Source organism: Limnobacter sp., assembly GCF_964228395.1.
Taxonomy (GTDB): Bacteria; Pseudomonadota; Gammaproteobacteria; order Burkholderiales; family Burkholderiaceae_B; genus Limnobacter.
The window spans coordinates 14021-39695 of sequence record NZ_CAXQZX010000122.1 but is presented as its reverse complement, the minus strand read 5'-3'; the positions used below and the strand labels follow the sequence as shown (position 1 = coordinate 39695).

At 56.0% G+C, this 25675-nt stretch carries 25 protein-coding genes; 8 read left to right on the top strand and 17 right to left on the bottom strand.

What is annotated here, in order from left to right; genetic code table 11:
- Positions 1-141 precede the first annotated feature (141 nt).
- The gene (locus tag ACEQU8_RS10080; RefSeq protein WP_370263322.1) at positions 142-651 is read right to left on the bottom strand and encodes a DUF6795 domain-containing protein; all 510 of its coding nucleotides are present in this window, start codon (positions 649-651) and stop codon (positions 142-144) included.
- Between the two features lie 205 nt (positions 652-856).
- Here ACEQU8_RS10080 and ACEQU8_RS10075 point away from each other — a divergent pair, with 205 nt between their 5' ends.
- Entirely contained in the window at positions 857-1318 is a 462-nt protein-coding gene (locus tag ACEQU8_RS10075) for a helix-turn-helix transcriptional regulator (protein WP_370263321.1), read from the top strand.
- A gap of 2 nt (positions 1319-1320) precedes the next feature.
- On the opposite strand, the gene ACEQU8_RS10070 is transcribed toward ACEQU8_RS10075, so the two are convergent.
- Positions 1321-2079: a type 1 glutamine amidotransferase domain-containing protein gene (locus ACEQU8_RS10070; RefSeq protein WP_370263320.1), complete on the bottom strand. Its 759-nt coding sequence runs from the start codon at positions 2077-2079 to the stop codon at positions 1321-1323.
- Complete coding sequence (locus tag ACEQU8_RS10065) at positions 2060-3058, bottom strand: DMT family transporter (RefSeq protein WP_370263318.1); 999 nt, start codon at positions 3056-3058, stop codon at positions 2060-2062. Before ACEQU8_RS10065 ends, ACEQU8_RS10070 begins: the two co-directional genes overlap by 20 nt.
- Positions 3059-3166: 108 nt before the next feature.
- On the opposite strand from ACEQU8_RS10065, the gene ACEQU8_RS10060 reads away from it, so the two are divergent.
- Complete coding sequence (locus ACEQU8_RS10060; RefSeq protein ID WP_370263316.1) at positions 3167-3424, top strand: TIGR03643 family protein; 258 nt, start codon at positions 3167-3169, stop codon at positions 3422-3424.
- Positions 3425-3431: 7 nt separating this feature from the next.
- Here ACEQU8_RS10060 and ACEQU8_RS10055 read toward each other — a convergent pair whose 3' ends face one another.
- The 7 genes from ACEQU8_RS10055 to ACEQU8_RS10025 all read right to left on the bottom strand — a co-directional run bounded on the left by ACEQU8_RS10055 (position 3432) and on the right by ACEQU8_RS10025 (position 12047).
- Positions 3432-4700, bottom strand: coding sequence for a nitrate- and nitrite sensing domain-containing protein (locus ACEQU8_RS10055; RefSeq protein ID WP_370263315.1), 1269 nt, complete (start codon positions 4698-4700; stop codon positions 3432-3434).
- A 390-nt stretch (positions 4701-5090) separates the two neighbouring features.
- Positions 5091-5414 carry an HNH endonuclease signature motif containing protein gene (locus ACEQU8_RS10050; RefSeq protein ID WP_370263313.1) on the bottom strand — a complete coding sequence of 108 codons (324 nt, stop codon included), beginning with the start codon at positions 5412-5414 and terminating at the stop codon, positions 5091-5093.
- 452 nt (positions 5415-5866) lie between these two features.
- Positions 5867-7072 carry a ribonucleotide-diphosphate reductase subunit beta gene (locus ACEQU8_RS10045; protein WP_370263312.1) on the bottom strand — a complete coding sequence of 402 codons (1206 nt, stop codon included), beginning with the start codon at positions 7070-7072 and terminating at the stop codon, positions 5867-5869.
- Between the two features lie 102 nt (positions 7073-7174).
- The gene (locus tag ACEQU8_RS10040) at positions 7175-10099 is read right to left on the bottom strand and encodes a ribonucleoside-diphosphate reductase subunit alpha (RefSeq protein ID WP_370263311.1); all 2925 of its coding nucleotides are present in this window, start codon (positions 10097-10099) and stop codon (positions 7175-7177) included.
- Positions 10100-10359: 260 nt separating this feature from the next.
- Positions 10360-10911 (bottom strand): 1,6-anhydro-N-acetylmuramyl-L-alanine amidase AmpD, encoded by a 552-nt coding sequence (ampD, locus tag ACEQU8_RS10035; protein WP_370263310.1) that lies wholly within the window; start codon positions 10909-10911, stop codon positions 10360-10362.
- 38 nt (positions 10912-10949) lie between these two features.
- Positions 10950-11207 (bottom strand): PP0621 family protein, encoded by a 258-nt coding sequence (locus tag ACEQU8_RS10030; RefSeq protein WP_370263308.1) that lies wholly within the window; start codon positions 11205-11207, stop codon positions 10950-10952.
- Positions 11208-12047 (bottom strand): inner membrane protein YpjD, encoded by an 840-nt coding sequence (locus tag ACEQU8_RS10025; protein WP_370263307.1) that lies wholly within the window; start codon positions 12045-12047, stop codon positions 11208-11210.
- Between the two features lie 95 nt (positions 12048-12142).
- Here ACEQU8_RS10025 and ffh point away from each other — a divergent pair, with 95 nt between their 5' ends.
- Positions 12143-13531, top strand: coding sequence for a signal recognition particle protein (gene ffh, locus ACEQU8_RS10020; RefSeq protein ID WP_370263306.1), 1389 nt, complete (start codon positions 12143-12145; stop codon positions 13529-13531).
- Positions 13532-13560: 29 nt separating this feature from the next.
- Here the strand turns inward: ffh and ACEQU8_RS10015 are convergent, their stop codons facing one another.
- Together ACEQU8_RS10015 and ACEQU8_RS10010 are read right to left on the bottom strand one after the other, a co-directional pair.
- The gene (locus tag ACEQU8_RS10015; protein ID WP_370263305.1) at positions 13561-14241 is read right to left on the bottom strand and encodes a transglycosylase SLT domain-containing protein; all 681 of its coding nucleotides are present in this window, start codon (positions 14239-14241) and stop codon (positions 13561-13563) included.
- A gap of 4 nt (positions 14242-14245) precedes the next feature.
- Positions 14246-16000: a proline--tRNA ligase gene (locus ACEQU8_RS10010; protein WP_370263303.1), complete on the bottom strand. Its 1755-nt coding sequence runs from the start codon at positions 15998-16000 to the stop codon at positions 14246-14248.
- 139 nt (positions 16001-16139) lie between these two features.
- Here ACEQU8_RS10010 and ACEQU8_RS10005 point away from each other — a divergent pair, with 139 nt between their 5' ends.
- Complete coding sequence (locus ACEQU8_RS10005) at positions 16140-16658, top strand: RNA pyrophosphohydrolase (protein WP_370263302.1); 519 nt, start codon at positions 16140-16142, stop codon at positions 16656-16658.
- 48 nt (positions 16659-16706) lie between these two features.
- Here ACEQU8_RS10005 and ACEQU8_RS10000 read toward each other — a convergent pair whose 3' ends face one another.
- The 5 genes from ACEQU8_RS10000 to rplU form a co-directional block, all read right to left on the bottom strand.
- Positions 16707-17564 (bottom strand): alpha/beta fold hydrolase, encoded by an 858-nt coding sequence (locus ACEQU8_RS10000; protein WP_370263301.1) that lies wholly within the window; start codon positions 17562-17564, stop codon positions 16707-16709.
- Positions 17565-17591: 27 nt separating this feature from the next.
- The gene (gene proB, locus ACEQU8_RS09995) at positions 17592-18698 is read right to left on the bottom strand and encodes a glutamate 5-kinase (RefSeq protein WP_370263411.1); all 1107 of its coding nucleotides are present in this window, start codon (positions 18696-18698) and stop codon (positions 17592-17594) included.
- A gap of 44 nt (positions 18699-18742) precedes the next feature.
- Positions 18743-19858: an Obg family GTPase CgtA gene (gene cgtA / locus ACEQU8_RS09990; protein ID WP_370263299.1), complete on the bottom strand. Its 1116-nt coding sequence runs from the start codon at positions 19856-19858 to the stop codon at positions 18743-18745.
- 112 nt (positions 19859-19970) lie between these two features.
- A complete protein-coding gene (gene rpmA, locus ACEQU8_RS09985) occupies positions 19971-20234 on the bottom strand; it encodes a 50S ribosomal protein L27 (RefSeq protein ID WP_256764838.1) in 264 nt (87 codons plus the stop codon).
- A 15-nt stretch (positions 20235-20249) separates the two neighbouring features.
- Positions 20250-20561 carry a 50S ribosomal protein L21 gene (rplU, locus tag ACEQU8_RS09980; RefSeq protein WP_256764839.1) on the bottom strand — a complete coding sequence of 104 codons (312 nt, stop codon included), beginning with the start codon at positions 20559-20561 and terminating at the stop codon, positions 20250-20252.
- Positions 20562-20756: 195 nt separating this feature from the next.
- Here rplU and ACEQU8_RS09975 point away from each other — a divergent pair, with 195 nt between their 5' ends.
- The 4 genes from ACEQU8_RS09975 (at position 20757) to ACEQU8_RS09960 (ending at position 25673) form a co-directional block, all read left to right on the top strand.
- The gene (locus ACEQU8_RS09975; protein ID WP_370263298.1) at positions 20757-21776 is read left to right on the top strand and encodes a polyprenyl synthetase family protein; all 1020 of its coding nucleotides are present in this window, start codon (positions 20757-20759) and stop codon (positions 21774-21776) included.
- Between the two features lie 99 nt (positions 21777-21875).
- On the top strand, positions 21876-23576 hold the full coding sequence (pilB, locus tag ACEQU8_RS09970; protein WP_370263297.1) for a type IV-A pilus assembly ATPase PilB: 1701 nt from the start codon (positions 21876-21878) through the stop codon (positions 23574-23576).
- A gap of 19 nt (positions 23577-23595) precedes the next feature.
- Positions 23596-24837, top strand: a complete 1242-nt coding sequence (locus tag ACEQU8_RS09965) for a type II secretion system F family protein (RefSeq protein ID WP_370263295.1) — start codon at positions 23596-23598, stop codon at positions 24835-24837.
- Complete coding sequence (locus ACEQU8_RS09960) at positions 24834-25673, top strand: A24 family peptidase (RefSeq protein ID WP_370263294.1); 840 nt, start codon at positions 24834-24836, stop codon at positions 25671-25673. Before ACEQU8_RS09965 ends, ACEQU8_RS09960 begins: the two co-directional genes overlap by 4 nt.
- The last annotated feature ends 2 nt before the right edge of the window (positions 25674-25675 follow it).

Below are 25675 nucleotides of genomic sequence, written 5' to 3'. Positions count from 1 at the left end.
CATCGGTCACGAAGCGCCCCAGGTGCCTTCAATGTTTGCTGCCCAGCCTTTGGCGAAAGAACTTTAGCCTTTCTGTAGAGCGTGTCTGAAGCATAAGCAAGTGATGAAAGTAAATGAACATCTTTAGGAGACAAAACAATATTACTCACGGCCAAACGCCCCCTTCTTCTCAAGAACACACGCCAGTTTCCACACAACTTCGTTGATTGGGTTGACTGTTTTCAAATCACAAACCATAGACACCACCGGAAAGCCAGTTTCAGCCATGGGACGATAGGAACTTCGGGTGTTTGCAAAGGCAAGCAGATCTCTTTCAGGAGTTTTTACGTAAATAGACTGACTGACGGTCGGCTGGTGCAAATATTTTGATAGCCAACCAAAGTCATAAGAAGCGCGCACCTCTGGGAAAGTGAACCGACCATCGTCGCCGGTAATCGCGTAATCAAGACGAGGCCTTTGTTCAACATTCCACATTAGACTTCGTTCGAGGGTTAAACCCGGCACTGGCCTTCGGTGATCAAGGATTTGCCCTTCAACCGGGGAAGACAAAATCAGGTTGTCCAGGTACATGCCGCAGGCTCCCAAGGGTAAAAATAAAAACAGCAACACAGCCAACTTTCGGCACGTCGGCTTGGCGGGCAAACGGTTCATGGGGATCGTCAAAGTGAAAACGTTCGGAGGCTAACATCGGTAGCGAAAGGGTGAGAAATACAGGCTTTGCCCTACAGAAAATCTTCACCCTTTTGCCCAAGAAAACTGCAAGGCGGTGGACCTGGTGGCATTTGCCCAGTACAGTGCAAGCTAGGGCCAAGGCAGTGGGCCTGCAAGCGTCTACAACCAACCTGGGTCAACGCTCATGAACGCACACACGCTCACCAAGAACAAAGTACCCTTGTACACCCTGCACACTGCGGCAGACCATGCACGCGGGCTGCCTAAAAGCGACCCAGAAGATTGGTTTGAGTTACCCGCCCACCTTCATGGTCAGCCCGACATGTTTGTGGCACGTTTTCACGGCGACACCATGGACAAGCGCATTCCACCGGGCGCGCTGTGCCTGTTCCGCTTCAACCCGCAGGGTGCGCGCAACGGAAAAATTCTGTTGGTGCAACATCCGCAAATTCCCACCAGCGAGCATGATGCACATTGCGTGCTCAAGCGTTACAAAACACACAAGGTGTTCGACGGTAGCGGGCGGGCGCACACCGAGGTGCACCTGTGCCCGGAATCGCGCAACCCAGCTCACCAGGTGTTCATCATGTCGGCCGAGGAAGCAGATCACATGCTGGTGGTGGCTGAGTTCATGGGGTTGGTCTAGGCCTAGTACTCCTGCAAAGCTTCCAAGACCAGTTGGGCAGTCAGGCCGCTGCTGTATTGCTGCTGCCCGGTGATTAGTCGCCCATCGCGCACGGCAAACGGTTCGTTCAAACCACGGCATATAAACCGAGTACCAGGAATTTTCGCTGCCTCTGATTCAATGGTGTATTCGTTCAGTGTCATGCCAAAGGCCGCGTTCACATCCTCTTCTTCTTCATCGGTGAAACCAGTCCATTTTTTACCCTCAGCGAGCAATTGACCGTTTGACAACTTGGTCCACAACAGAAGCGAGGAGCCATGGCAAATCAGGGTGACAATCTTCCCTTTTTCATAAAAATCAGCGATCAATTTGTGCAGTGCCAAGTCGTCATGAAACGTCAGCAATGGCGCTCCACCACCGGCCACCCAAACGGCATCATAATCGTCCACCGATACGTCCCGGATTGCCAAGGTGTTGTTCAGCATGGAACCAAACTTGCTGTGATTCACAAAGCCCAGCGTGATCAAATCGTCGGCATAGGCTCCATTGGGGGTGCGCGGATCGCTGTGGGTGTCCAGCATCACCTGCCCGCCTTTCGGAGAGGCCAAATCAACCTGATGACCTGCCTCAATAAACATCAAAAAGGCACGGGTCATTTCTTCACCAAAAAAACCGACGGGAAAGCCCTTCAACTCGGCGGTGTTTGAGACGATCGACAATATTCTTCTGGGTTTGTGTTGAATGCCGATGCGGGTTTCAACTTTAAGATCTGAGGCGGGCATGTTGGGTCTCCTTGGAGTCGACATTAGGCGGTGGCACAACAACGTTTACATTGCGCGATGTTAACATTACCCCCACCACAGTAACAGCCCCACCCACAACCATCGACACCAAAATATTTTCGCCCAGCACCACTGCCGCCAACACCACACCAAACACAGGCACCAGGTTGGTAAACACCGCCGTGCGCGACGGCCCCACCGCCCGCACCCCCTCGTAATACCACACAAAAGCCACCACCGTGCCAAACGCACCCAGGTACAGCAGGGCCAGCCACACCTGCCATGGCACGGCCGCCCAAGCCACACCCCCCAGCTCGCTGGCCGAACTTAGACTCAACATCAGCAAGCCCCACCACGACGCATACGTGGTGGCCGCCAAAGGGCTGAGGCTCTGCATGGCCTTGCGGGAGATCAAGGTGTACACCGCCCAGCTCACCACCGCGGCCAACATCATGGTTTCGCCCAAGCCAAAAGATTGCCGAAGGTCAAGCATGGCCGCGTGCAGATCGCCCCGCGTAATCACGATGCTTGCACCCACCAATGCGATGGCAATTCCCAGCCAACGCACCGGCCCCAAGCGCTCACGGTACACCACACTGGCCAACATGGCCGTGATGATGGGGTTAAGCGCCACCAACAAGGCCGTGCGCCCGGCAGGGATGTGTGCCAATGCTGCAAAGAAAAACACGTTGTACAAAAAAATGCCCGTGAGCCCCAAACCCAAGGTGATGAAGCCCTGCTGGCGGTTAATGCGTGGCAGGCGCCCTTCCACGGCTTTGACCACCCACAGCAACAGCACGGCCGCCACCACATACCGCCCAAAGGCCGCCACCATGGGCGGCAAATGGTTGGCCACCACCTTGCCGCTCACAAAGGTACCGCCCCACAGCAAGGCGGTGAGCACCAGCTTGGCGGCCAGCGCGGGGGTTAGCGCATCGGCCGCAGCAAGTGGGGAAGGTTTAGGGGCTTGGGTGCTCATGGGCGGATGGGTTAAAAACAAGATGCTGCAAGATGCGTTATGCTACTACCGGAGGCGGGGCACCGGCCGAGCAGGCCGCCCGCCCATGGATTGTTTTGAAGGTCCACCATGCAGCACAACTTGTCTGAAGAAGATATCTCCCGAATCATTGAAATGGCTTGGGAAGACCGCACACCCTTTGAAGCCATCGAGCTTCAATTTGGCTTGAATGAATCGGCCGTGATCGAGCTGATGCGCAAACACATGAAAGCCTCCAGTTTTCGCATGTGGCGCAAACGCATGGCGGGCCGCAACACCAAGCATGTCAAACTGCGCAGCAGTGCAGTAAATCGCCACCACTGCCCCACGCAATACAAACCGCGCTAGTTGTTTTTTATTGTGCCTTGCCACCCGGCAGCAAATCGGCCAGGCTCAGCACCGATCGAGCCACCTCGGCCAGCTTACGGTTTTGGTCCATGGCGGTTTTACGCAGCATGCGGTAGGCGCTTTCTTCGTCCAACCCCCTGTGCATCATCAAAATGCCCTTGGCGCGCTCAATCACTTTGCGCTCGTCCAGCGACGCTTTCACCGAGTTCAATTCCTCGGTCAAATGGTGCAAGCGGTCCGACTGGGCCCGCAGCACATCCAGCAAAGCCTGGTTCACTGGGCCAGTGCCGTTGCCCTGCCCATCCAGCGGAGCAAACAATTTTTCTGGCTCCAGGCCCGTGGCAAAGGCATTCAAGGGCGAAATCACCTCGGGGGTTTCCAAAGCATTCAGGTCTTGCTCTTGGGGGTTTACGCCACGAATCAGCTTTCGGATTTTGTCCTCACACAGTTGCTTTAAACGCGTAGCCAACTGCATTTCCACCCCGTGAAAACCATCCATGCGCTGAGTACAGGCATCAAACCATGCGTCTGAATTGTCGGGTTGCAAACTGCCCTTCACCGACTCTAGGAGCACCTGGCGCATGCGCAACAACTCTTGCCCGGGGTCGGGCACCTTTAAACCACTGGTCCCACCAGCCGCGCTGGCAAACAACTCGAAGCGCTGCAGAGCCTGTTCTTGCATCTCGGTCAGGTATTCAATGGTTTGCACCTGCTCGGCCGAAATTCTGCCCGCCGCATACGCCGCCGCCCCTGTGGCACGCTCCTGACCAGCCCATTCTTTGCCCTGCATCAGGTGAAACAAAGCCACCAGCAGTCGTGAAATATCCGGGTCCACCGCCACATCGGCCGCTTCAAAAATGAGGGCCAACAAGGCCTCCACCACTTGGCGATATTGGGCAGTTACGGTGGCAGGCGTGTGCAACAACTCGCCCACACGGCCGCGAATATTCGGCAGTTCATCCAAGGCGTGCAAGGCCATCGCAATTTTGGTGTACAAACGCACGCCGCCGCTGAGCTGGGCGGGCTGATCACCATCCACCAAACGGGCCAATAAACTGTTGTAAGCCACACCTGTGGCCTGAATGCGTTCACTTCGCAAAGCAGCATAACGCTTACCCTGCGAGGCCAAAAACAAGTTAGACGCGCCCCGCTCGTGTTGCAGGCAATGAATCAACTCACTGGCCACGCAAATTAACTCACACGTGCGGGCCAGGCTGCTTAATTCTTCCACCTCGCAACGGCGGGCGGCCAATAAAAAATTTAGCGCAGTGCTCACAGCAATCGCTTCCTGAAAAAGTTGGCTGGCAAGGGCCACAGTGTCGGCCTAAAACGCCGTGTAGGCAAGCCTCACGGCGCATCACTTCAGAGCACGGTCTCTAATGTTGGTACGCCTGGGCTTAATCCATGCCCCGGGGTGTGGGAGGTGCGTCGGGGTATTACCCCATGGCTGCGATTTTTGTCGCGGGTATCAATTTTGGACAGTAAGAGTTTTACTCCGAAGTAATTTCAAAGCTTGAAACAAAAAAGTCTAAGCATTGACGTTCTTACAAAAGGATCATGCTAGAAAACGGTCTAAATCCGACCAGAATTGCTTTGATCCAGAACGGTAAGTCCCTCTTCAAAAAGGAACTTACTGTCCTCAGACTATCTAATCAAAGCGAAGTAACTACCTTGAACCAACTTTACAAGCCCAGTTCGGATAGTTGTCGCTTTTGTACCGATTGTTTTCCCACTGCAACGGCTGTAGGTTTATCAAGTTGTCGTCGCCTTGCTTAGCGACAGGTCGGATGTGATCTATCTCCCATCCAAATCTGGACGAAGTGTTTCCATAGTCCGACCATTTGATGAAATGCCCACAAACATCTTTTCGAACGTCCTGTGGGTTGTAACCTGGAACTATTAGGCCTTTTCGCCATACGTTCAGTACGGTTGACTGATCGAAGTTGGAACCAGATTTAGTCTGACCGTTTTTTCTTGCGTTTAATAACATTTTGAGCTCTCTATTTTGCCCACCAAAAACGAACTTCTTTGAAGTTGACAGAAGTTGGCAGAAGTTAAGACCAAAGCTATTGAACTTCTTGACGACCAGGGGATAAAAAATGCATCATCTCTTGGCTTGTACCGCAAGCAGTGACTGAGGCTTTGGGCTCAAAGTTTTCAGTCTCGGATGGTAGGGGTTGCACCCCCTACACATCCCTCTCAATTCATAAAAAAGGGCGACCATATGGTTGCCCTTTTTTGTTCAAACGGTCTACGTTTGCGCAACCTATTCCGCAAGAAGAGTTTCATCCTAAGCAGACACCAGAAGATCTGGCACTCATTTCAACAACATCACTTTTCCCAATAAATACCAACTAATTTCCATTTATTTTGGTTGCAAGAATTAATGGAATTCGTTGCAAAAATAAGTGGAATGTTGCTGGAATTAATGGAAAGTTATGATCAATCCCAACTCAACGCCCCACCTGTTTGGTACTCCGTCACACGGCGCTCAAAGAAGTTGGTTTCCATTTGCAGGTCCATCATCTCGCTCATCCAAGGGAAGGGGTTGGTGGCGCCTTCGTACAGGGTGCCCAGGCCGATCTGGTTGGAGCGACGGTTGGCAATAAAGCGCATGTATTCCATAAACTGCGCAGCATTCAAGCCCAACACGCCACGGGGCATGGTGTCCACGGCGTAGGCGTGCTCAAGCTCCACCGCCTTGCGGAACATGGCCTTGATGTCCTCTTTAAACTCGGGGGTCCACAGGTGTGGGTTCTCAAGCTTCACGGTGTTGATCAGGTCGATGCCAAAAGTGCAGTGGGCCGACTCGTCGCGCAAAATGTACTGGAACTGCTCGGCAGCACCGATCATTTTGTTTTGGCGACCCAAGGCCAGAATTTGCACAAAGCCCACGTAGAAGAACATGCCTTCCATGATGCAGGCAAAAGCGATCAGGCTCTTGAGCAATTTTTGATCGTTTTCAAGTGTGCCGGTTTTAAACTCTGGGTCGGTCAACACATCAATGAACGGAATCAAAAACTCGTCTTTGGCCTTGATGCAGGGCACCTCGTTGTAGGCATTGAAAGTTTCTGCTTCAGGAATGCCCAGGCTTTCTACAATGTACTGGTAGGCGTGGGTGTGAATGGCCTCGTCGAAGGCTTGGCGCAGCAAAAACTGACGGCATTCGGGCGCTGTGATGTGGCGGTAAGTGCCCAGCACAATATTGTTGGCGGCCAGGGAGTCGGCTGTTACAAAAAAGCCCAAGTTGCGCTTCACGATCAGGCGCTCGTCGTCGGTCAGGCCGTCGCGGCTTTTCCACAGAGCGATGTCGCGGTCCATGTTGATTTCTTGTGGCATCCAGTGGTTGGCGCACTGGCTGAGGTACTTTTCCCAAGCCCACTTGTATTTAAAAGGCACCAACTGGTTGACATCGGTGGTGCCGTTGATCACGCGCTTGTCGGCCGCATTCACGCGGCGGGATACGCCACCATCGGCCGCAGGGGCGGCTGGCTGCTGCACAGGGCGTGCGGCTTGCTGGTACAGGCCCTGACTGGCTGGTGCAGTAAAACCCGAGGCCACCGAGCCCATGGCGGGGGGCATGGGGGCAGCAGGCTTTGTGGCGGGTTTGGCCATGGCGGCGTCAAATTCATCTTCCCAAGACAGCATATGTTTTTACTCCTTAACACCACACTGTATAAATACACAGTGCCATTATGTTCAATATCGGTTCAATTGGCAACGCTTGCGCCTGCCGTTTAAAAGCACCCTTTACTGGCAAGCCTCGCACTCATCAAAGCCTGCATCGCCGGGGCGCAGGGTGCACACCTTGCCTTCAATTTCGGGCTCGGGCAGGTTGGCCACCACCCCACTGCCACCGGCTGCCGCACCAAAACCACCACCAGCGCCATCTGCACTCACCGAGTTCAGCTCGCCACCGCTCAAGGTGGATTTTTCTGCATGGGTGGCACCAATGGTGCGCAGGTAATAGGTGGTCTTCAGGCCGCGCAACCATGCCAGTTTGTAGGTGTCGTCCAGGCGCTTGCCGCTGGCACCCGCCATGTAAATGTTCAAGCTTTGGGCCTGGTCAATCCACTTCTGGCGGCGTGCTGCAGCTTCCACCAACCAACGTGGGTCCATCTCGAACGCTGTGGCGTACAGGCGCTTCAAGTCTTCGGGAATGCGGTCAATCTTCATCACCGAGCCATCGAAGTATTTCAGGTCGGCAATCATCACCTCATCCCAAATGCCCAAGCGCTTGAGGTCGCGCACCAGGTGCTCATTCACAATGGTGAATTCGCCGCTCAGGTTGCTCTTCACGTACAGGTTCTGGAATGTGGGCTCAATGGAAGCCGCCACGCCAATAATGTTCGAAATGGTGGCGGTGGGCGCAATGGCCACGCAATTGGAGTTGCGCATGCCTTGCTGCTGAATTTTTGCGCGCAAGCCATCCCAGTTCAGGCGGGCGCTGGTGTCCACTTCCACATAGCCGCCGCGCTCTTCTTCCAGCAACTTGATGCTGTCCAACGGCAGAATGCCTTTGTCCCACAGCGACCCTTTGTAACTGCTGTACACACCGCGCTCAGCCGCCAGGTCGGCCGAGGCCTCGTAGGCGTAGTAGCAAATGGCTTCCATGCTTTCGTCGGCAAATTCAACCGCATCACGTGAGGCATAGGGCTTGCGCATCACGTGCAGCGCATCCTGGAAACCCATCATGCCCAGGCCCACCGGGCGGTGGCGCAGGTTGGAATTGCGCGCCTTGCCCACAGCGTAATAGTTGATGTCGATCACGTTGTCCAACATGCGCATGGCCGTGCGCACCGTGTTGCGCAGTTTGTCATGGTCAATGCTGAAGCTGCCGTCGTCGTTCTTCTTCAGATGGGCCACCAGGTTCACAGAGCCCAGGTTGCACACGGCAATTTCAGTGGCGCTGGTGTTCAGCGTAATTTCTGTGCACAGGTTAGACGAGTGCACCACGCCAATGTGCTGCTGGGGGCTGCGAATGTTGCAGGGGTCTTTGAAGGTAATCCATGGGTGGCCGGTTTCAAACAGCATGGAAAGAATTTTCCGCCACAGCTTGGCCGCTTCAACTTTCTTGAAGAGCTTCAGCTCGCCACGCGCAGCTTTGTCCTCGTAGGCCACGTAGGCCTTTTCAAAGGCCTTGCCGTAGAGGTCGTGCAGGTCGGGCACATCCGATGGGCTGAACAGGGTCCACTCACCACCTTCCATCACACGCTTCATGAACAGGTCTGGAATCCAGTTGGCCGTGTTCATGTCGTGGGTGCGGCGGCGATCATCGCCCGTGTTCTTGCGCAGCTCCAAAAATTCTTCAATGTCCAGGTGCCAGGTTTCCAGGTAGGCACACACCGCGCCTTTGCGCTTGCCACCCTGGTTTACGGCCACAGCGGTGTCGTTGACCACTTTCAGGAAAGGCACCACACCTTGCGACTTGCCGTTGGTGCCTTTGATGTGACTGCCCAGGGCGCGCACAGGCGTCCAGTCGTTACCCAGGCCACCGGCAAACTTGGAAAGCAGTGCATTTTCTTTGATGCCTTCGTAAATGTCGTCCAGGTCGTCACCGATGGTGGTGAGGTAGCAAGACGACAACTGCGAGCGAATGGTGCCGCTGTTAAACAGCGTGGGCGTGGAGCTCATGAAGTCGAAGGTCGACAGAATTTCGTAGAACTCAATGGCGCGGTTTTCGCGGTCGATTTCGTTCAGTGCCAAGCCCATGGCCACACGCATGTAAAACGCTTGGGGCATTTCAATGCGCACATCGTTCACGTGCAAAAAGTAGCGGTCGTACAGGGTTTGCAGCCCCAGGTAATCAAACTGCAGGTCGCGTTTGTAGTTCAGGGCCTCGCCCAGTTTTTTCATGTCGAACTGCAACAGCTTGTTATCGAGCAAGCCCGCTTCTACGCCCTTTTTGATGAATTGAGGGAAGTACTCGGGGTACACCTGAGCCATTTCATCTTGGGCAATTTCGCGGCCAATAATTTCTTTGCGGATGGTGTGCAGCAGCAGGCGGGAAGTCACCAGCGTGTAGCTGGGGTCGTTCTCGATCATGGCGCGCGCAGACAAAATGGCCGATTTGTACACCTCATCTACTTTCACACCGTCGTAGAGGTTTTTCAGTGTTTCTTTCAGCAGATGGGCGGTGTCGATGTTTTCCAGGCCAGTGGCGGCGCTTTCAATCAGCGCTTGCAGTGCGGGCACATCCAGCGGCTTGGTGATGTCGCCATCAATCACATTCAGCTGGTTTTGTGTGGCCTGTTCAACCTGCTTGGCGGCACGCTCTTGCGCACGGCGCTCGCGGTACAACACGTATGCGCGAGCCACTTCGGCCTCGCCCGAGCGCATCAGGGCCAGCTCCACCTGGTCTTGAATGTCTTCGATGTGGAAAATACCACCGGAAGGCTGACGGCGCACCAAGGCGTTCACCACGCCTGCGGTGAGCTGCTCTACCAATTCACGAATGCGGGCGGACGCAGCGCCCTGGCCACCATTGACAGCCAAAAAAGCCTTGGTCATGGCCACGGCAATTTTGCCAGGCTCAAAGCCGACCACAGCACCGTTGCGACGAATGATTTTGTAGTTGGCATACGCGCTGTCGCCATTGGCTGCGCGCGTGTCTTGCTGACTGGCCATTCGCGGCGCTTTGGTCGCCAATTCGGTGCTTTGGTGGCTGGTTTGCATGCACATTTCTCCTGGTACAAACGTGTTTTGAGAATTTTTCTTGTGAGAGGGGGTAAACAGGCCGACCACTATATCTTGTGTTTTTGCAGCGGTCTGAAACTAATTGTAGTGGTCGAAATTCGATTTGGCAAACACTTTCTTACCCACATCTTGTCCACACAGTTATGCACTGTGCATAAGTTGTGGACAACACTGGGAAAAGTATTTGGCACCACCCAACCGGGTGGCACACCAAGAAAAAAGCCCCTTGCGGGGCTGTTTTACAAGAGGTCGTAAGTGTAGGATTTGCGCAGGCTTTTCCAGTCAAAGAAAGGCCCGGGGTCTGTTTTTCGGGTGGGCGCAATCTCACTGTGCCCCAGTGCATAACGCAGTGGATAACGCTGCTTAAGCTCGGCAATCAGCTTGTGCAGGCTGGCATACTGCGATGCATCAAACGGGGTGTACACATCCCCCAGCAGTTCGATGCCGACCGAAAAATGATTGAAGTTTTGCCGGTCCATGGCCGCCGACAGTCCAGCATGCCACGCGCGTTTTTCGCAGGACACAAACTGCGTAATGCTGCCATCGCGGTCAATTGCAAAATGGGCCGACACACGCAAATCCATCAATTCCACCAACTCGGGATGGGCATGAAAATCCAACCGATTTAAAAACAGGTCTTGCACCAGGGCCATGCTGCGGCCACGCTCAGGCAGGCTGATGCAGTGGATCACCACAGTGTCGACCACCGCCCCCAGGGGCCGCGCGTCCTGGTTTGGGCTTTGCATGCGGTTTACCCAATCGTATTCAATCCAGCCTTCGTCCAGTTTCATCCACCTGCCCTCCGGCGGCCATCACCGCCACGCTCCTTTTAGTGCACTTTCTCGCCTTCTGCCTTGGCGTGTTCCAGGCCGCAATAAAAGCGACCCTGCATCATCACCCCTTCCGAGAGGGGGCTATACGCACCACAATGCCGGCACGGCAATATCTCTTCTTGTTGTTTACGGCCAAGGCTGCCCTTTTGTTGAGCCTTCACCCCGGGCTTTTCGTCCAACTGCTTGCGCTGCCACGCTTTCCAAAACACCCAAGCCACCAAGGCCAAGCCCACAAAAAACAGGATGCGACCCATTTAAACTGCCCTTTTCAAAATAAACTCCAGCACAAACTGCGTGCCAAAATAGGCCAGCACCAGCACCGCATAACTGCCCAAACACCAGCGCAAGGCCACGCGCCCACGCCAGCCCAAGGCCGCCCGCCCCGCCAACAAGGCGGCAAACGAGCACCAGGAAACAATCGCAAACAGGGTTTTGTGGTTGAACTGCCAACCCTGACCGCCCCACTGCTCTGAAAATAAAAACCCGCTCAAGAGGGTGAGCGACAACAACACAAAGCCCGCCCACAACTGGCGAAACAAGATGGATTCCATGGTGAGCAAAGAGGGCAGCTGGTCCAACACCCGTTCACGCAGCAAGCGGTTCTCGCGGGTGGTGGCCACAGGCTGATGCAGGGCTTTTTCTTGAAAGGCCATCACCAGCGCATGCACAGCAGCAATGCCGAGCAAGCTGTAGGCCGCCAGCGCAATCAACAGGTGCACTTGGAACAAACGGTCGCCCGCCATTCGGATGGTGGCCTCTTGACCCAACCACAGTGGCAACAAAAACACCGCCGCACACAGGGGGTACACCACCATGTCCAGCAAAGGCACCCGATTGAAAAAACCTTCGGCAAAAGCCACCAAGGCCGCCAGCCAGGCCACACACATCAGCCCGATCACAAACCCAAAATGCAGGCCATCGGGCTGAAACAGCACGCGGCTTAACAGCAGGGCAGACAGGGCAAGCGCCAGGGCCGCCAGGGCGCGCACCGCCCAATGTGGACCGCTCCATTTGCCAAAAACGTTGAGCGCCGCCAATCCACCTGTGGCAGACAGCAGAGGCACTGCAAGCGCGTACAATATTGTGTTGTTCATATCGATTTAGTGTACTCGATTCACCAGCCAGCTTGTGCGCCGCAAAGCGGCTTGCATCACAGCTTGCATCATGGTCTTCCCGAGGCTTGCCCACCATGTTTGAAAACCTGTCCGACCGCCTAAGCCGCGTTGTAAAAAACATCAAGGGCGAAGCCCGCATCACCGAAGCCAACACCCAAGACATGCTGCGCGAGGTACGCCTGGCATTGCTGGAAGCCGACGTGGCTTTGCCCGTGGTCAAAGAGTTCATCAACCAGGTCAAAGAACGCGCGCTGGGTGAAGAGGTTCTCAACAGCCTCACCCCTGGTCAGGCGCTGGTCGGCATTGTGCATGAGCAGCTCATCAAGCTGATCGGCGACAAAACCGAAGAAATCAACCTGGCCGCCCAACCCCCGGTGGTTATTCTCATGGCAGGCCTGCAAGGCGCGGGTAAAACCACCACCACAGGCAAACTGGCCAAGTACCTCAAAGACACGCTCAAGAAAAAAGTGCTCACCGTGTCGGCTGACGTGTACCGCCCTGCGGCCATTGAGCAGCTTAAAACCGTAAGCGCCCAAGCGGGGGCCGAGTTTTTTCCCTCGGATGTCTCCCAAAAACCCATCGACATCGCTTTGGCAGCCCTAAACCATGCCAAACGCCAGTTTTTCGATGTGCTTATTCTGGACACGGCGGGTCGGCTGGGCATTGACGAAGCCATGATGAACGAGATCAAGGCCCTGCACGAGGCGGTGCGCCCCACCGAAACCTTGTTTGTCATCGACGCCATGCTGGGTCAAGATGCCGCCAACACCGCCAAGGCATTTAACGAGGCCCTGCCGCTAACCGGCGTGGTGCTCACCAAAATGGATGGCGACGCACGTGGCGGCGCGGCCCTGTCGGTGCGCCACATCACGGGCAAGCCCATCAAGTTCATGGGTGTGGGCGAAAAGCTGTCGGGCTTTGAAAAATTCCACCCCGATCGCGTGGCCGGTCGAATTTTGGGCATGGGCGACATTGTGTCCCTGGTGGAAGAGGCCAAAAAAGGCATCGACGAAAAAGAGGCCGAGAAGCTGGCCAAAAAGCTGAAAAGCGGCAAGGCCTTCGACCTGAACGACTTTTTGGCGCAACTGGCCCAAATGAAAAACCTCGGTGGCCTGCAGGGGCTGATCGACAAACTGCCCACACAGATGATGAAGGGCGCAGGCCAAGTGGACACCAACGCTGCCGAGAAGCAAATGCGCCGCACCGAGGCCATTATTTTGTCCATGACTCTGGAAGAGCGCAGCAAGCCCGATATTTTAAAAGCCTCGCGCAAGCGGCGAATTGCCGCGGGTGCGGGCGTGCAGGTTCAAGAGGTCAACCGCTTGCTCAATCAGTTTGAACAAATGCGCGGCATGATGAAAAGCATGCAAAAAGGCGGTTTGGCCAAAATGATGCGCAAGCTGGGCGGTGGCAAAGGTTTTCCACCCGGTGGCATGCCCCCAGGGGGCGGTCTACCGTTCTAAGAGCAAACCTGTTTAAAAGCCAGGGGGGTTTAAGGGTTAGAGGCGGTTTGGGTGGCTGCTTTTGAAGCGGCCCCGGAAGCGCTATTGCCTGCGGGGGCTTGGTATTGCCAGTTGCGGTCCAAGCGGTCGTAGACCAGGTTGGGGTAGGTCATTTTGCCCAGGCTGCCGTTGTAGCGCCCCAGTGCGCGGTCCAGATTGCCTTTTTCAATGTCAAGGTAGTGCCGCAAAATGAGGCAGCCGTAACGCACATTGATGCGGGGTTCCAGCAACTCGCTTGCGCTGCCCCGCGACAACACATCGGTCCAAAAAGGCATCACCTGCATTAGGCCTAGGGCCCCTGCGTGGCTGCGGGCTTGTGCATTGAAGTTGCTTTCCACCTCAATCAGAGCAAACACCAACTGCGGGTCCAGCCCGGCGCGCTGCGCCTCGTAGCGGATGGTTTTAATCAGCTCCAGCCGCTCTTCGAAGTTGGGCACGCGGCGGGCCAACCTGCGCGACATTTCGCCCAACCAGTGAATGCGGTGCTCCGCCGATTCAAACAATGGTCTGGGGGAAACATCCCCCGAGGCCAAAGCCTGCCGCAAAGCCAAGCGAACATGGTCAGCCATGGGTTCGTATTGCTGGCTTGCGCTGGCACCCACACTGCCCACCAGCGCCCACGCCAAAACCCCGGCCCGGACCATTCGACCAAGGCCGAACACTGGGGGCACAGGCTTACAGCTGCACCTGCCGCTTGCGCAACTCGGCTTGCACCTGCTCAAAAATGCTTCCAACATCCACATCCTGTTTTTCAAGTGCGCCGTCGCGCGACTGAAACTCCACTTTGCCTTCTTTCAAACCGCGATCACCCAGGGTGACACGCAAGGGCACACCAATCAGCTCCCAGTCAGCGAACATCACACCGGGTCGCTCATCGCGGTCATCCAGCATCACGTCCACGCCGGCGGCTTTCAGTTGCTCATAGAGCGCGTCGGCCTGCGCCTTCACCTGCTCGTTTTTTTTATAGCCGATGGGGCACAACACCACTTCAAAGGGCGCAATGCTCACAGGCCATTTGATGCCGCGCTCGTCAAAATTTTGCTCAATGGCCGCGCCCAGAATGCGGGTAACGCCAATGCCATAGCAGCCCATTTCGATCACGGCAGGTTTGCCATCCACGTCCAAAAAGGTGGCTTTCAGCGCCTGAGAGTACTTGGTACCCAGGTAAAACACATGCCCCACCTCGATGCCCCGGCACATGGCCAACACCCCTTGGCCATCGGGAGACGGGTCGCCCTCCACCACATTGCGAATGTCTGCCACCTCGGGCTCGGGCACATCGCGCCCCCAGTTCACCGCGTTGTAATGGTAGTCTGCCTCGTTGGCACCGCACACAAAATCACCCAAGGCGGCGGCGCTCTTGTCGGCCACCACCCGCACCGCCGAGCCCTGCCCCAAGCCCACCGGCCCAAGGTAGCCTGGCTTGGTGCCAAAAGCAGCCACAATCTCGGCCTCGGTCGCCAAACGCAGGTTTTCCACGCCGGGCAATTTGCCCAGTTTGATGTCATTGACCTCGTGGTCGCCACGCACCAGCGCCAAAATAATTTGTACCTTTTTGCCGGTGTCGGTTTCATATTCGTTGGCAAACACCACGCTTTTCACGGTGGCCGCCAAAGGCAGGCCCAATTGGGCCGCAACCGCCTCGCACGTGCTATTGCCCGGGGTATGCACCTTGCTCATCGGCTGGTTTGCCGCGGGGCGCTGCTGCGTGCACACCGCTTCGGCCAGCTCCACATTGGCCGCGTAGTCTGAATTGGGGCAGTAGGCGATCGCATCTTCGCCGGTGTCGGCAATCACGTGGAACTCATGGCTGCGGTTGCCACCAATCGAACCCGTGTCGGCATTCACCGCTCTGAAATTCAAGCCCAGGCGGGTAAAAATGCGCCGGTAAGCCTCATACATGGCGTCGTAGGTTTTAAGCGCCGCTTCCTGGTCGCGATCAAAGGAGTAGGCGTCTTTCATCACAAACTCACGCCCGCGCATCACGCCAAAGCGTGGGCGAATTTCATCGCGAAATTTGGTCTGAATTTGGTATAGGTTCAAAGGCAGCTGGCGGTAGCTCTTAACCTCTTTGCGAACCACATCAGTAATCACCTCTTCGTGGGTGGGGCCAATCACAAAATCACGGTTGTGGCGGTCTTTCAGGCGCAGCAACTCCGGGCCGTATTTTTCCCAGCGACCGCTTTCTTGCCACAACTCCGCAGGCTGCACAGCAGGCATCAACAATTCAAGCGCGCCGGCGCGATTCATTTCTTCGCGAATAATGGTTTCCACCTTGCGAATGCTACGCAAACCAATCGGCATGTAAGTGTAAATGCCGCCCGCCAGCCGCTTGATCATGCCAGCCCGCATCATGAGTTGGTGGCTTACAACCTCGGCGTCGGCTGGGGCTTCCTTCAGGGTGTTCAAAAAAAACTGGGTGGCGCGCATTGGCAAAAACTCTTTAGCAATGAAATGGTTAGAAACGTCATCTTACTTTGTTGCGCCCACTGCGAACCCCACCGTGGTGCACAAAGCCAAGCTGGTGCTTATAATGACGTGGAATTGTAAAGAAATCTGCGGGGCGTGTATGCTGGACAAAGAAGGCTACCGTCCCAATGTCGGCATTATTTTGACCAATTCCCGAAAGCAGGTCTTTTGGGGGAAGCGAATTCGTGAGCACTCCTGGCAGTTTCCGCAAGGTGGCATCAAGCATGGTGAATCGCCTGAGCAAGCCATGTACCGGGAGCTTCACGAAGAAGTTGGCTTGCTGCCAGAACATGTAGAAATTATTGGCAGAACCAGAAACTGGTTGCGGTACACCGTGCCCGACCACTGGATTCGCAGGGAATGGCGAGGAAGCTACAAGGGCCAAAAACAAATTTGGTTCTTGCTGAAGTTGGTTGGACGGGATTGCGACGTGAGCCTTCGGGCCACCGACCACCCCGAGTTTGATGCTTGGCGTTGGAACGAGTATTGGGTTCCCCTTGAAAACGTGATCGATTTCAAGCGGGAGGTGTATAAACAAGCGCTTGGCGAGCTTTCAAAATTGCTGTTTTCCAAAAACGATCCTCGGCGCACGCCGAAGGGCGAACTTTGGGAAGTTTAAAAAAACGCAGCGCCCCACAAAGGCCCTGCGTTTTTTATTGCTCACTGTTCAGGCAGACTTTGGGACATAGAAAGCCTCCAGCACCCTGGCCGGGTTTTCCAGATGCGGGTAGTGGCCCAAGCCATGCAACCGAACCACGCGGTGGCCTGGCACCAACTCTTCAAATCGATCCACCATGTGGCCGCCAGAAATGGGATCTTCCACGCCATCGATCAGGGCAATTGGCGCCGGGCTGCACTGCAGCGCACCCACCCAGCGGTCCCGGTTTTCTTGCCGCTCTGTCATGTACCGAATCAGCAAATGCATGCGCAGATTGCCCTGCTTGTGACTCAACAAGGTCCATGCTGCGTCAATGTCTTCTTCACTGAGGCCGCTTGAACAAATGCGCTGCAAATTGGATCGCAAGGTGGCATGCTGGGTGAACCGGGCCATCATGGGCCCAAGCGGGCTGAGCATCAGTTTTTGAATCAAAATGGGGCGATGGGTTTCTGGAAACAAGCCACCATTTAAAAAGGTGATGTGGCGCATCACAAAACCCAGCTTGCCTTCGCTTTGGCGGGCCATCAGCTCTTGCACCACGGTGTTGCCCACATCATGGGCCAGCACCTCGCAGGTGCCCACGCCTTTGTGAGCCAACAGCGATTCGGCAATGCTGGCTTGGTTAAAAATGGAATGCACCCACTCGGCCGGTTTGTCGGAATAACCATAGCCCAACATGTCAAACGCCAGCACCCGGTGGGTGTGGGCCAAGGCTGACCACATCAAGTGAAAATCATAGCTGGCCGTGGGGAAACCATGCACCACCAGCAAAGCGGGCTTGCTGCGCTCGCCGCTGTCACGCACAAAAATGGAGTGGCCTTTCCAGGTGAAAAATTCACCGCCGCTGTACCAGTCGTCCAGTGTCATGAAAGTTCGATATGTTCTGGAGGTCTTCTAGCTTAACACCACCATGTTGTCGCGGTGTATCAATTCTGGTTCGTCCAGGTAACCCAAAATGCCCTCGATGGCGCTGGTGGGTTGGCGAGCAATTTTCTTGACCTCGGTGGCGGCGTAATTCACCAAGCCGCGAGCCACCTCCAAGCCTTCTGGGCTTAAGCAGGCCACCACATCCCCGCGCTGGAAATTGCCCTGGCATCCGGTTACCCCAATGGGAAGAAGGCTGCCCTTTTTCTTGCGCAAGGCCTCTGCAGCCCCCGCATCTAGCAACAACGCACCCTTCAATTTGAGGTGGTCTGCCATCCACTGCTTTCGTGCGGCCAACCGCCCCAAAGGCGCTTTCAGGTAGGTGCCCACCGACTCACCTTTCATGAGCCGAACCAGCACGTTGGGTTCATGGCCGCTGGCAATCACCGTGGACGCCCCGCTGCGAGCGGCGCGCTTGGCTGCCAGAATTTTGGTGATCATGCCGCCGGTGCCCACGGCACTGCCGGCCCCACCCGCCATTTTCTCTAGCTCGGGGTTGCCTGCCGTTTCCTCGGCTATAAACCTGGCCTCGGGGTTCTTGCGCGGGTCGGCGCTGTACAAGCCCACTTGGTCGGTCAAAATCACCAAGGCATCGGCCTCCACCAAATTGGTGACCAGTGCCCCCAAGGTGTCGTTGTCGCCAAACCGAATTTCATCGGTGACCACTGTGTCATTTTCGTTGATGATGGGCACCACCTTGTGATGCAGCAGCGAATACAGCGTGGAACGCGCATTCAGGTAACGCTCGCGGTCGGCCAAGTCGGCGTGGGTTAACAACACCTGCGCACAGGTGATGCCATGCTCGGCAAAACCAATTTCGTAAGCGTGAACCAAGCCCATTTGGCCCACGGCGGCTGCAGCTTGCAACTCATGAATTTCCCTGGGGCGCTTGGGCCATTTAAGCCGTTTGAGGCCTTCGGCAATTGCCCCCGAAGACACCCACACCACCTCGCAGCCCTGCGCAGCAAGCTCTGCCACTTGGCCTGCCCATGCGCGAATGGAGGCCATGTCCACGCCCTGACCACCTTTGGTCACAAGCGAACTGCCCACCTTGACCACCACACGTTTGTTGGCCAGGGCCTTGCTGGGCTGGGTCTGGGGAAGCTGCACCGACACGGTGTTTACTCCTGAGGGCTGTCTGTTGAAGAGGGATCCAGCAGTGTGCCAGAACCCGCGCGGAATCGGGCATCGGGCTCGGGGGGAAACTCCACCTGCATTTGCTGCACCAGGTTTTCGTAGACCAGGCGCATCAGGGTTTGTGTGTTCTCGCCCGTAAGGCTGGAGATGGCGTGAACCGGCCCTTCCCAGCCGGTTTGCTTGCGGTAACGTTTCACAAAGTCGTCCACGCGGGCCTTCCGTTCATCGGCCTGCACCATGTCAATTTTGTTCAAAATCAACCAGCGCGGTTTTTGCCACAGGGCCTCGTCGTACTTTCGCAGCTCCTCAACAATGGCCACCGCCTCGCGCACGGGGTCCACCGTTTCATCAAAGGGCGCAATGTCCACCAGGTGCAGCAGCACACGGGTGCGGCTTAAATGTTTCAAAAATTGGTGGCCCAGCCCAGCGCCTTCAGCCGCGCCTTCGATGAGGCCGGGCACATCGGCAATCACAAAGCTTTGTGCATGGCCAATGCGCACCACCCCCAGGTTGGGGTGCAGGGTGGTGAAAGGGTAGTCTGCTATTTTGGGCCGTGCGTTGGACACCGCAGCAATCAAAGTGGACTTGCCTGCGTTGGGCATGCCCAACAAGCCCACATCGGCCAACACCTTTAATTCAAGCTTCAAACGGGCTTGCTCACCATCTTTGCCCTTGGTGAACTGCCGCGGTGCGCGATTTACGCTGCTTTTGAAGTGAATATTGCCCAAGCCGCCATCGCCGCCCTTGGCAATCAACACCCGTTGATCGTGTTCGGTGAGGTCCGCCACCACCAGGCCCGTGTCAGCGTTGATGATGGTGGTGCCCACTGGCATTTTTAGAACAATGTCGTCACCAGCTGCGCCATAACAATCGGAACCCCGCCCGTGTTCACCACTTTTGGCCCGGTATTGCTTGGAATAGCGATAGTCAATCAAGGTATTGAGATTGCGGTCGGCCTGCGCAAACACGCTGCCCCCACGGCCACCGTCGCCACCATCTGGGCCGCCCTTGGGAATGAATTTTTCGCGACGAAAGCTGCCAGAGCCATTGCCGCCCTTGCCTGCAAACACCTCGATGGTGGCTTCGTCGATGAATTTCATGCCAGTCTGCCTGTTGTGTAGTAATAAGGTGAGTACTAAAAACAAAAATAGCCCTGCGAGGCAGGGCTATTTTGACCCGACACCGCGGACGGTGCCAAGTTGTGCCAGGCGATTAACCTTCGCTGGCCACCACGCTCACGGTTTTACGACGCAGGGCGCCCTTGACCGAGAACTGCACTTGTCCGTCTGTGAGGGCGAACAGGGTGTGGTCTTTGCCCATGCCCACGTTGTCGCCTGCATGAAAACGTGTACCGCGCTGGCGAATGATGATGCCACCTGCGTTGATGGCCTGGCCACCAAACACCTTGACACCCAGTCGCTTGGCTTCTGAGTCACGTCCGTTGCGCGTAGAGCCGCCGCCTTTCTTACTTGCCATGGTTCAATTCTCCTATCAAGCGTTGATGGCTTGGATCTGGATTTGAGTGTAGTTCTGGCGATGGCCTTGGCGCTTTTGGTAGTGCTTGCGGCGACGCATCTTGAAGATCTTCACTTTGTCGTGACGACCGTGTGCCAAAACAACTGCCTTGACCGAAGCCCCTTGAACCAGTGGTGTGCCCACTTTCACAGTGTCACCGCTACCCACGGCAAGCACTTCGTCCAGAGAGATTTCTTGGCCAATGTCAGCAGGTATCTGTTCTACTTTAAGTTTTTCGCCAGCAGCAACCTTGTATTGCTTGCCGCCGGTTTTTATGACCGCGTACATAGTTGACCTCGTGTTCAATGTAAAAACCCGAAAAACATTTCGGATAGCCCGCCATTATGTGGCAAAAATCCATAGTTGTCAAAGCCTTGTGTTTGCCCAGCGCATCAAGCCCCCCTGCCAAACCGACAATCTGGGGGCACACACACAGGCCACACCTTTTTTGTCAAATGGCCTCAAGTACAATAGGCGCAGTCTATGAGCAACCTCACAACCTTAGCCCAAATGTCCCAAGCCGCTCCAAGCGTCAAGTCTGTGCTTCTGCCCATCGCCACCGACATGCAGTCGCTTGACGATGTCATTCGAACCAGCCTGCATTCCGAGGTGAGCCTGATCAACCAGATCAGCGACTACATCATTGGTGCTGGCGGCAAGCGCCTCCGCCCCGCCCTGCTGATGCTGACCGCCAGGGCGCTGGAAGCCAGCGACGCACAAATGCGCAAAGCAACTGAACTGGCGGCCATCGTGGAATTCATTCACACCGCCACCTTGCTGCACGACGATGTGGTCGATGAGTCCAGCATGCGGCGGGGGCGGCTAACAGCCAACGCCCAGTATGGCAACTCAGCCGCGGTGCTGGTCGGGGATTTTCTGTATTCACGGTCCTTCCAGATGATGGTCAAAATCGGCCTGATGGAAGTCATGAATGTGCTCTCTGACGCCACCAACACCATCGCCGAGGGCGAGGTCCTTCAATTGCTCAACTGCAAAGACCCCGACGTCACAGAAGCACGCTATATGCAGGTGATCGACTTCAAAACGGCCAAGCTTTTTGAGGCCTCTTGCAAGTTGGCGGGCATCGTCACCGGCCAATCAGCCGACCACATCGCCAACCTGGGCCTGTTTGGTGCAGAGCTTGGCGGCGCATTCCAATTGGTTGATGACGTGCTGGACTACGCCGGCGACAGCGGTGCCATGGGCAAAAACGTGGGGGACGACCTTCGCGAAGGCAAGCCCACCTTGCCGTTGATCCACGCCATGCAGCACGGCCCAGCCTCAATCCGCGAGAGCATTCGACGCGCCATTTCAGAAGGCGGCACCCAAGAAGTGGCCCCCATCCTGGAGGCCATCGCCAACACGGGCTCGCTGCAGTACACCCAAGCCAAGGCTGAGCAATTGGCGGCATCGGCCAAGCAGCGTTTGGCGCAACTACCCGACTCCCCCTACAAAACCGCCCTGGCCGGGCTTTGCGAGGTGGCGGTGAAACGATCAAGCTGATTGCAAAAAACATCCGCCTAGGTGATTGAGCAGTACAGGATTTGAGGGCAAAGTTGTTTACGCTTTGCACATCATGATCATTTTGCAGGGGTTACACCGATGAGCATCACCGCCGCCGTCCTGAAAAGCTCTGGCCTGGTCCGAGCCCTTACAGCCAAGGGCCTGCTAGACGCCAGCAAGCTTGACACCCTGCTGGAGCAAGACCCCCAAGCCCGTTCCGTGGCCGAGTGGCTGCTCAATCAAAGCCTGGTGACGCCCGACACCTTGGCAGCTTGTGTGGCCACCCACTTTGGCTACCCGTTGTTTGACCTCGCCCAGTTTGACGCCCAAAGCGTTAGCAGCATCGACCCCGATTTGGCCAAATCCACCAAAGGCCTTGAAGCGGTGGTGCTGGGCAAACGCCAAGGGGGCATTGCTGTGGGCATGGCCGACCCCACAGACCTAAGCACCATTCAACAGATTAAATTCCGAACTCAACTCCAGGTAGACCCGGTGGTGGTGGAGTACGACAAACTGGTTCAAAAGCTGGATCATCACCAAGAAAACCAATCGGTGGACGAAGGCTTGCTGACCGAGGTCAAAAGCGACACTGCGAACGTGGGTCTGGAAGACGCCACGCCTGATGTAGACGACGCCCCCATTGTGCGATTTGTTCAGCGCCTGCTGAATGAGGCCTTGAAAAAGGGCGCCTCCGACATTCATTTTGAGCCCTATGAAAACACCTACCGAGTGCGTTTTCGTATTGATGGAGTGCTGCAGGAGGCCTCGCAACCGCCACTCACTGCGAAGTCTAAAATTGCGGCCCGCATCAAGATTTTAAGCAAGCTCGACACCACCGAGACGCGCATTCCCCAAGATGGCCGCATACGGCTGACCTTGGGCAGCGACGACCGCAAAGTGGACTTTCGCGTAAGCACCTTGCCCACCTTGTTTGGCGAAAAAATTGTGATGCGTTTGCTCGACTCGGGCCGTTCGCTCATGAAACTGGAACAACTGGGGCTGGAGGCCAGCCAAAAACAGGCGGTGGAGCAAGCGCTGGCTCGCCCTCACGGCATGATCTTGGTCACTGGCCCCACCGGCAGCGGCAAAACCGTGTCCCTGTACACCTTTTTGCAATTGCTAAACAACGAATCTGTGAACATCAGCACAGTGGAAGACCCAGCCGAAATTCACCTGGCCGGAGTAAACCAGGTGAACATCAACGAACGCATCGGGCTGACCTTCGCCAAAGCGCTGCGTGCGCTGCTTCGGCAAGACCCCGATGTCATCATGGTGGGTGAAATTCGTGATCTGGAGACCGCTGACATCTCCATCAAAGCATCTCAGACCGGCCACAAGGTCATGTCTACACTGCACACCAACGATGCTGTGTCGAGCATTATTCGTCTTAAAAACATGGGCGTAGAGCCATACAACATCGCCTCATCCCTGAACCTGGTCATCGCCCAACGCTTGGTGCGCAAACTGTGCAGCTGTAAAACCCCCCACCCCTTGGGTGCACGTGCATTGGTTCAAGCCGGCCTGTTGGAGCAGGTCCCCCAAGAGGATTGGACACCCTTCTGTGCGGTTGGCTGCGAGGCCTGCAATGGCACAGGCTATGCTGGTCGCACCGGAATTTACGAAGTGCTGCCCATCTCCGAAAGCATGCAAGAGCTGATCATTGCCGGGGCCTCGGCCCTGGACATGGAAAAGCAGGCCAGGTCTGAAGGGGCAGCCAGCATGATGGAGTCAGGCCTGAACAAGATCCGCTTGGGCATCACCACCATTGAAGAAATTCTGGGCGCCACCACAACCGATTGACTTTGTCAGCGAGTGCGCCATGGCTTATAACCCCAACCTCCGCCCCCCCGCGGATAAAGACCCGCTGTATTTTTGGACGGAACCCGCTCGAGGCCATGGCAAACCGGCCCGTTCCGGCGAAATACGCGCAAAATCCAGACAGCACGCTGCCTTTCAGCTAAACCGCCAAGGCATCAAGCCCAATCGAATTACCCCGGCCAAAAAAACGACAGCACCCCGCGTGCCCGTGGCTCAGGTGGCAGCCTTTGTTCGTCAGTTGTCGGTGATGATCCAGTCAGGGGTGCCCTTGGGGCAAAGCCTGGGGCTGATTGCAGGCGGCATGGCAGGGCGTTCCAAGCAAGGACTGCAACGCATTGTGCGGGCTATTCGGGCCGACATTGAAAGTGGGCAAAAGCTGAGTGACGCCATGCGAAAACACCCTCACTGCTTTGACACGCTGTTTTGCAACACCCTGGCCGCTGGCGAAGACGCCGGCGAGTTGGACACCGCCTTGCAACGCTTGGCCACCCACATGGAAAAAACATTGCGCATTCGCCAAAAAATAAAAAAGGCCATGGTGTACCCAAGCATCGTGGTGGCTGTGGCCGTGGCGGTCACCTTGGGCATGTTGTTGTTTGTGCTACCCACGTTCAAATCGGTTTACTCGCAGTTTGAGGCCGAGCTTCCCGCGCTCACCACTGTCTTGCTTCAGAGCTCCGACTTTTTACAACAACACGGCTTGTGGTTACTGGCAGCCGTGGGGATCGCCTTGGTGTCAGCAATTCAGGCCTACAAAAAAAGTCGCCCAGTGCGCAACCAGGTTGACCGTGTGCTGCTGTGGTTGCCCCTGTTCGGCGAATTGATCAAAACCGCCGTGTACGCGCGCTGGATGCGCACCTTTGCAACACTCACCGCCTCTGGCGTGCCCATTGTATCGGCCCTGGAATCGGTGGCAGGCGTGGCCGACATGGCCCGTTTTGAAGAGGCCACGCTGCTGGTGCGCCAAGGCGTGGCCTCGGGCGGGCGGGTCTCGGACGGTTTGGAGCAAACCGCCGTGTTCCCACCTGAGTCTGTCCAAATGATCCGCATCGGCGAAGAGTCCGGGCGACTGGACAGCATGCTGGACCGATTGGCCAACCAGTTTGAAACACGCCTGGACGACATGGTGGACACGCTGTCGACCGTGATGGAACCCGCGATCATGTGTATCATCGGTGGGCTTGTGGGGGTATTGATCGTGGGCATGTACATGCCAATCTTTAACATTGGGGGCATTGTTTGATTGAATTTCAATCGCTCAGCATGGCGCAATGGCTGGGCTTTAGCATCGCGCTGGGTCTTTGCATCGGGTCTTTTTTGAATGTGGTGGCCCACCGCCTGCCAATTATGATGGAGCGTGCCTGGGACGCCGAAATGGCCGCCATTCAGGAACGTGAGCCCGAAGAACACCCCCGCTTTAATCTGATACTTCCGCCTTCCCATTGCACCGCGTGCAAAAAACCGCTCAAACTGTGGCACAACATCCCTGTGTTGTCTTACTTGCTGCTGCGGGGCCGCTGCGGCTTTTGTGCAAGCCCCATCGGGCTGCGCTACCCCTTGGTTGAACTGACCTGTGCGGCTCTGTTTGCCATCGTCGCCTGGCACCTGCCACCCGGTTTGCTCGCCCTTGGGCTGATGGGCTTTTGCGCCACTTTGCTGGTGCTTGCGCTCATTGATCTGGATACTTTCTTGTTGCCAGACTCCCTCACCCTTCCATTGCTTTGGGCAGGCCTGCTGTTCAACTTGGTCACCGCACGCGTACCGCTAGAAAGTGCCGTAACAGGCGCGGCTGTCGGTTACCTTATTTTGTGGGCCATCTACAAGGTTTTCAAAGCGATCACCGGCAAAGAGGGCATGGGATACGGGGACTTCAAACTGCTTGCCGCCATGGGCGCATGGCTGGGCGTGGGTGCATTGTTTGACATTGTGCTGATTGCCTCGGTGTCGGGCATTTTCTTCGGCTTGGGGCTGCAAACACTGCGCGGCAAAGGCCGCAACGAGGCGTTTCCCTTTGGTCCCTGCCTGGTGTTTGGAGCCTTTGGGCACATGGCCGGCTTACAATTGGCCCGTTGGGTATAACC

Excerpts from the sequence above, each read along its gene's own strand:
- ACEQU8_RS10080 (WP_370263322.1), bottom strand. The coding sequence starts at position 651 with ATGAACCGTTTGCCCGCCAAGCCGACGTGCCGAAAGTTGGCTGTGTTG.
- ACEQU8_RS10075 (WP_370263321.1), top strand. The coding sequence starts at position 857 with ATGAACGCACACACGCTCACCAAGAACAAAGTACCCTTGTACACCCTG.
- ACEQU8_RS10070 (WP_370263320.1), bottom strand. The coding sequence starts at position 2,079 with ATGCCCGCCTCAGATCTTAAAGTTGAAACCCGCATCGGCATTCAACAC.
- ACEQU8_RS10065 (WP_370263318.1), bottom strand. The coding sequence starts at position 3,058 with ATGAGCACCCAAGCCCCTAAACCTTCCCCACTTGCTGCGGCCGATGCG.
- ACEQU8_RS10060 (WP_370263316.1), top strand. The coding sequence starts at position 3,167 with ATGCAGCACAACTTGTCTGAAGAAGATATCTCCCGAATCATTGAAATG.
- ACEQU8_RS10050 (WP_370263313.1), bottom strand. The coding sequence starts at position 5,414 with ATGTTATTAAACGCAAGAAAAAACGGTCAGACTAAATCTGGTTCCAAC.
- ACEQU8_RS10045 (WP_370263312.1), bottom strand. The coding sequence starts at position 7,072 with ATGCTGTCTTGGGAAGATGAATTTGACGCCGCCATGGCCAAACCCGCC.
- ACEQU8_RS10040 (WP_370263311.1), bottom strand. The coding sequence starts at position 10,099 with ATGCAAACCAGCCACCAAAGCACCGAATTGGCGACCAAAGCGCCGCGA.
- ampD (WP_370263310.1), bottom strand. The coding sequence starts at position 10,911 with ATGAAACTGGACGAAGGCTGGATTGAATACGATTGGGTAAACCGCATG.
- ACEQU8_RS10030 (WP_370263308.1), bottom strand. The coding sequence starts at position 11,207 with ATGGGTCGCATCCTGTTTTTTGTGGGCTTGGCCTTGGTGGCTTGGGTG.
- ACEQU8_RS10025 (WP_370263307.1), bottom strand. The coding sequence starts at position 12,047 with ATGAACAACACAATATTGTACGCGCTTGCAGTGCCTCTGCTGTCTGCC.
- ffh (WP_370263306.1), top strand. The coding sequence starts at position 12,143 with ATGTTTGAAAACCTGTCCGACCGCCTAAGCCGCGTTGTAAAAAACATC.
- ACEQU8_RS10010 (WP_370263303.1), bottom strand. The coding sequence starts at position 16,000 with ATGCGCGCCACCCAGTTTTTTTTGAACACCCTGAAGGAAGCCCCAGCC.
- ACEQU8_RS10005 (WP_370263302.1), top strand. The coding sequence starts at position 16,140 with ATGCTGGACAAAGAAGGCTACCGTCCCAATGTCGGCATTATTTTGACC.
- ACEQU8_RS10000 (WP_370263301.1), bottom strand. The coding sequence starts at position 17,564 with ATGACACTGGACGACTGGTACAGCGGCGGTGAATTTTTCACCTGGAAA.
- cgtA (WP_370263299.1), bottom strand. The coding sequence starts at position 19,858 with ATGAAATTCATCGACGAAGCCACCATCGAGGTGTTTGCAGGCAAGGGC.
- rpmA (WP_256764838.1), bottom strand. The coding sequence starts at position 20,234 with ATGGCAAGTAAGAAAGGCGGCGGCTCTACGCGCAACGGACGTGACTCA.
- rplU (WP_256764839.1), bottom strand. The coding sequence starts at position 20,561 with ATGTACGCGGTCATAAAAACCGGCGGCAAGCAATACAAGGTTGCTGCT.
- ACEQU8_RS09975 (WP_370263298.1), top strand. The coding sequence starts at position 20,757 with ATGAGCAACCTCACAACCTTAGCCCAAATGTCCCAAGCCGCTCCAAGC.
- pilB (WP_370263297.1), top strand. The coding sequence starts at position 21,876 with ATGAGCATCACCGCCGCCGTCCTGAAAAGCTCTGGCCTGGTCCGAGCC.
- ACEQU8_RS09965 (WP_370263295.1), top strand. The coding sequence starts at position 23,596 with ATGGCTTATAACCCCAACCTCCGCCCCCCCGCGGATAAAGACCCGCTG.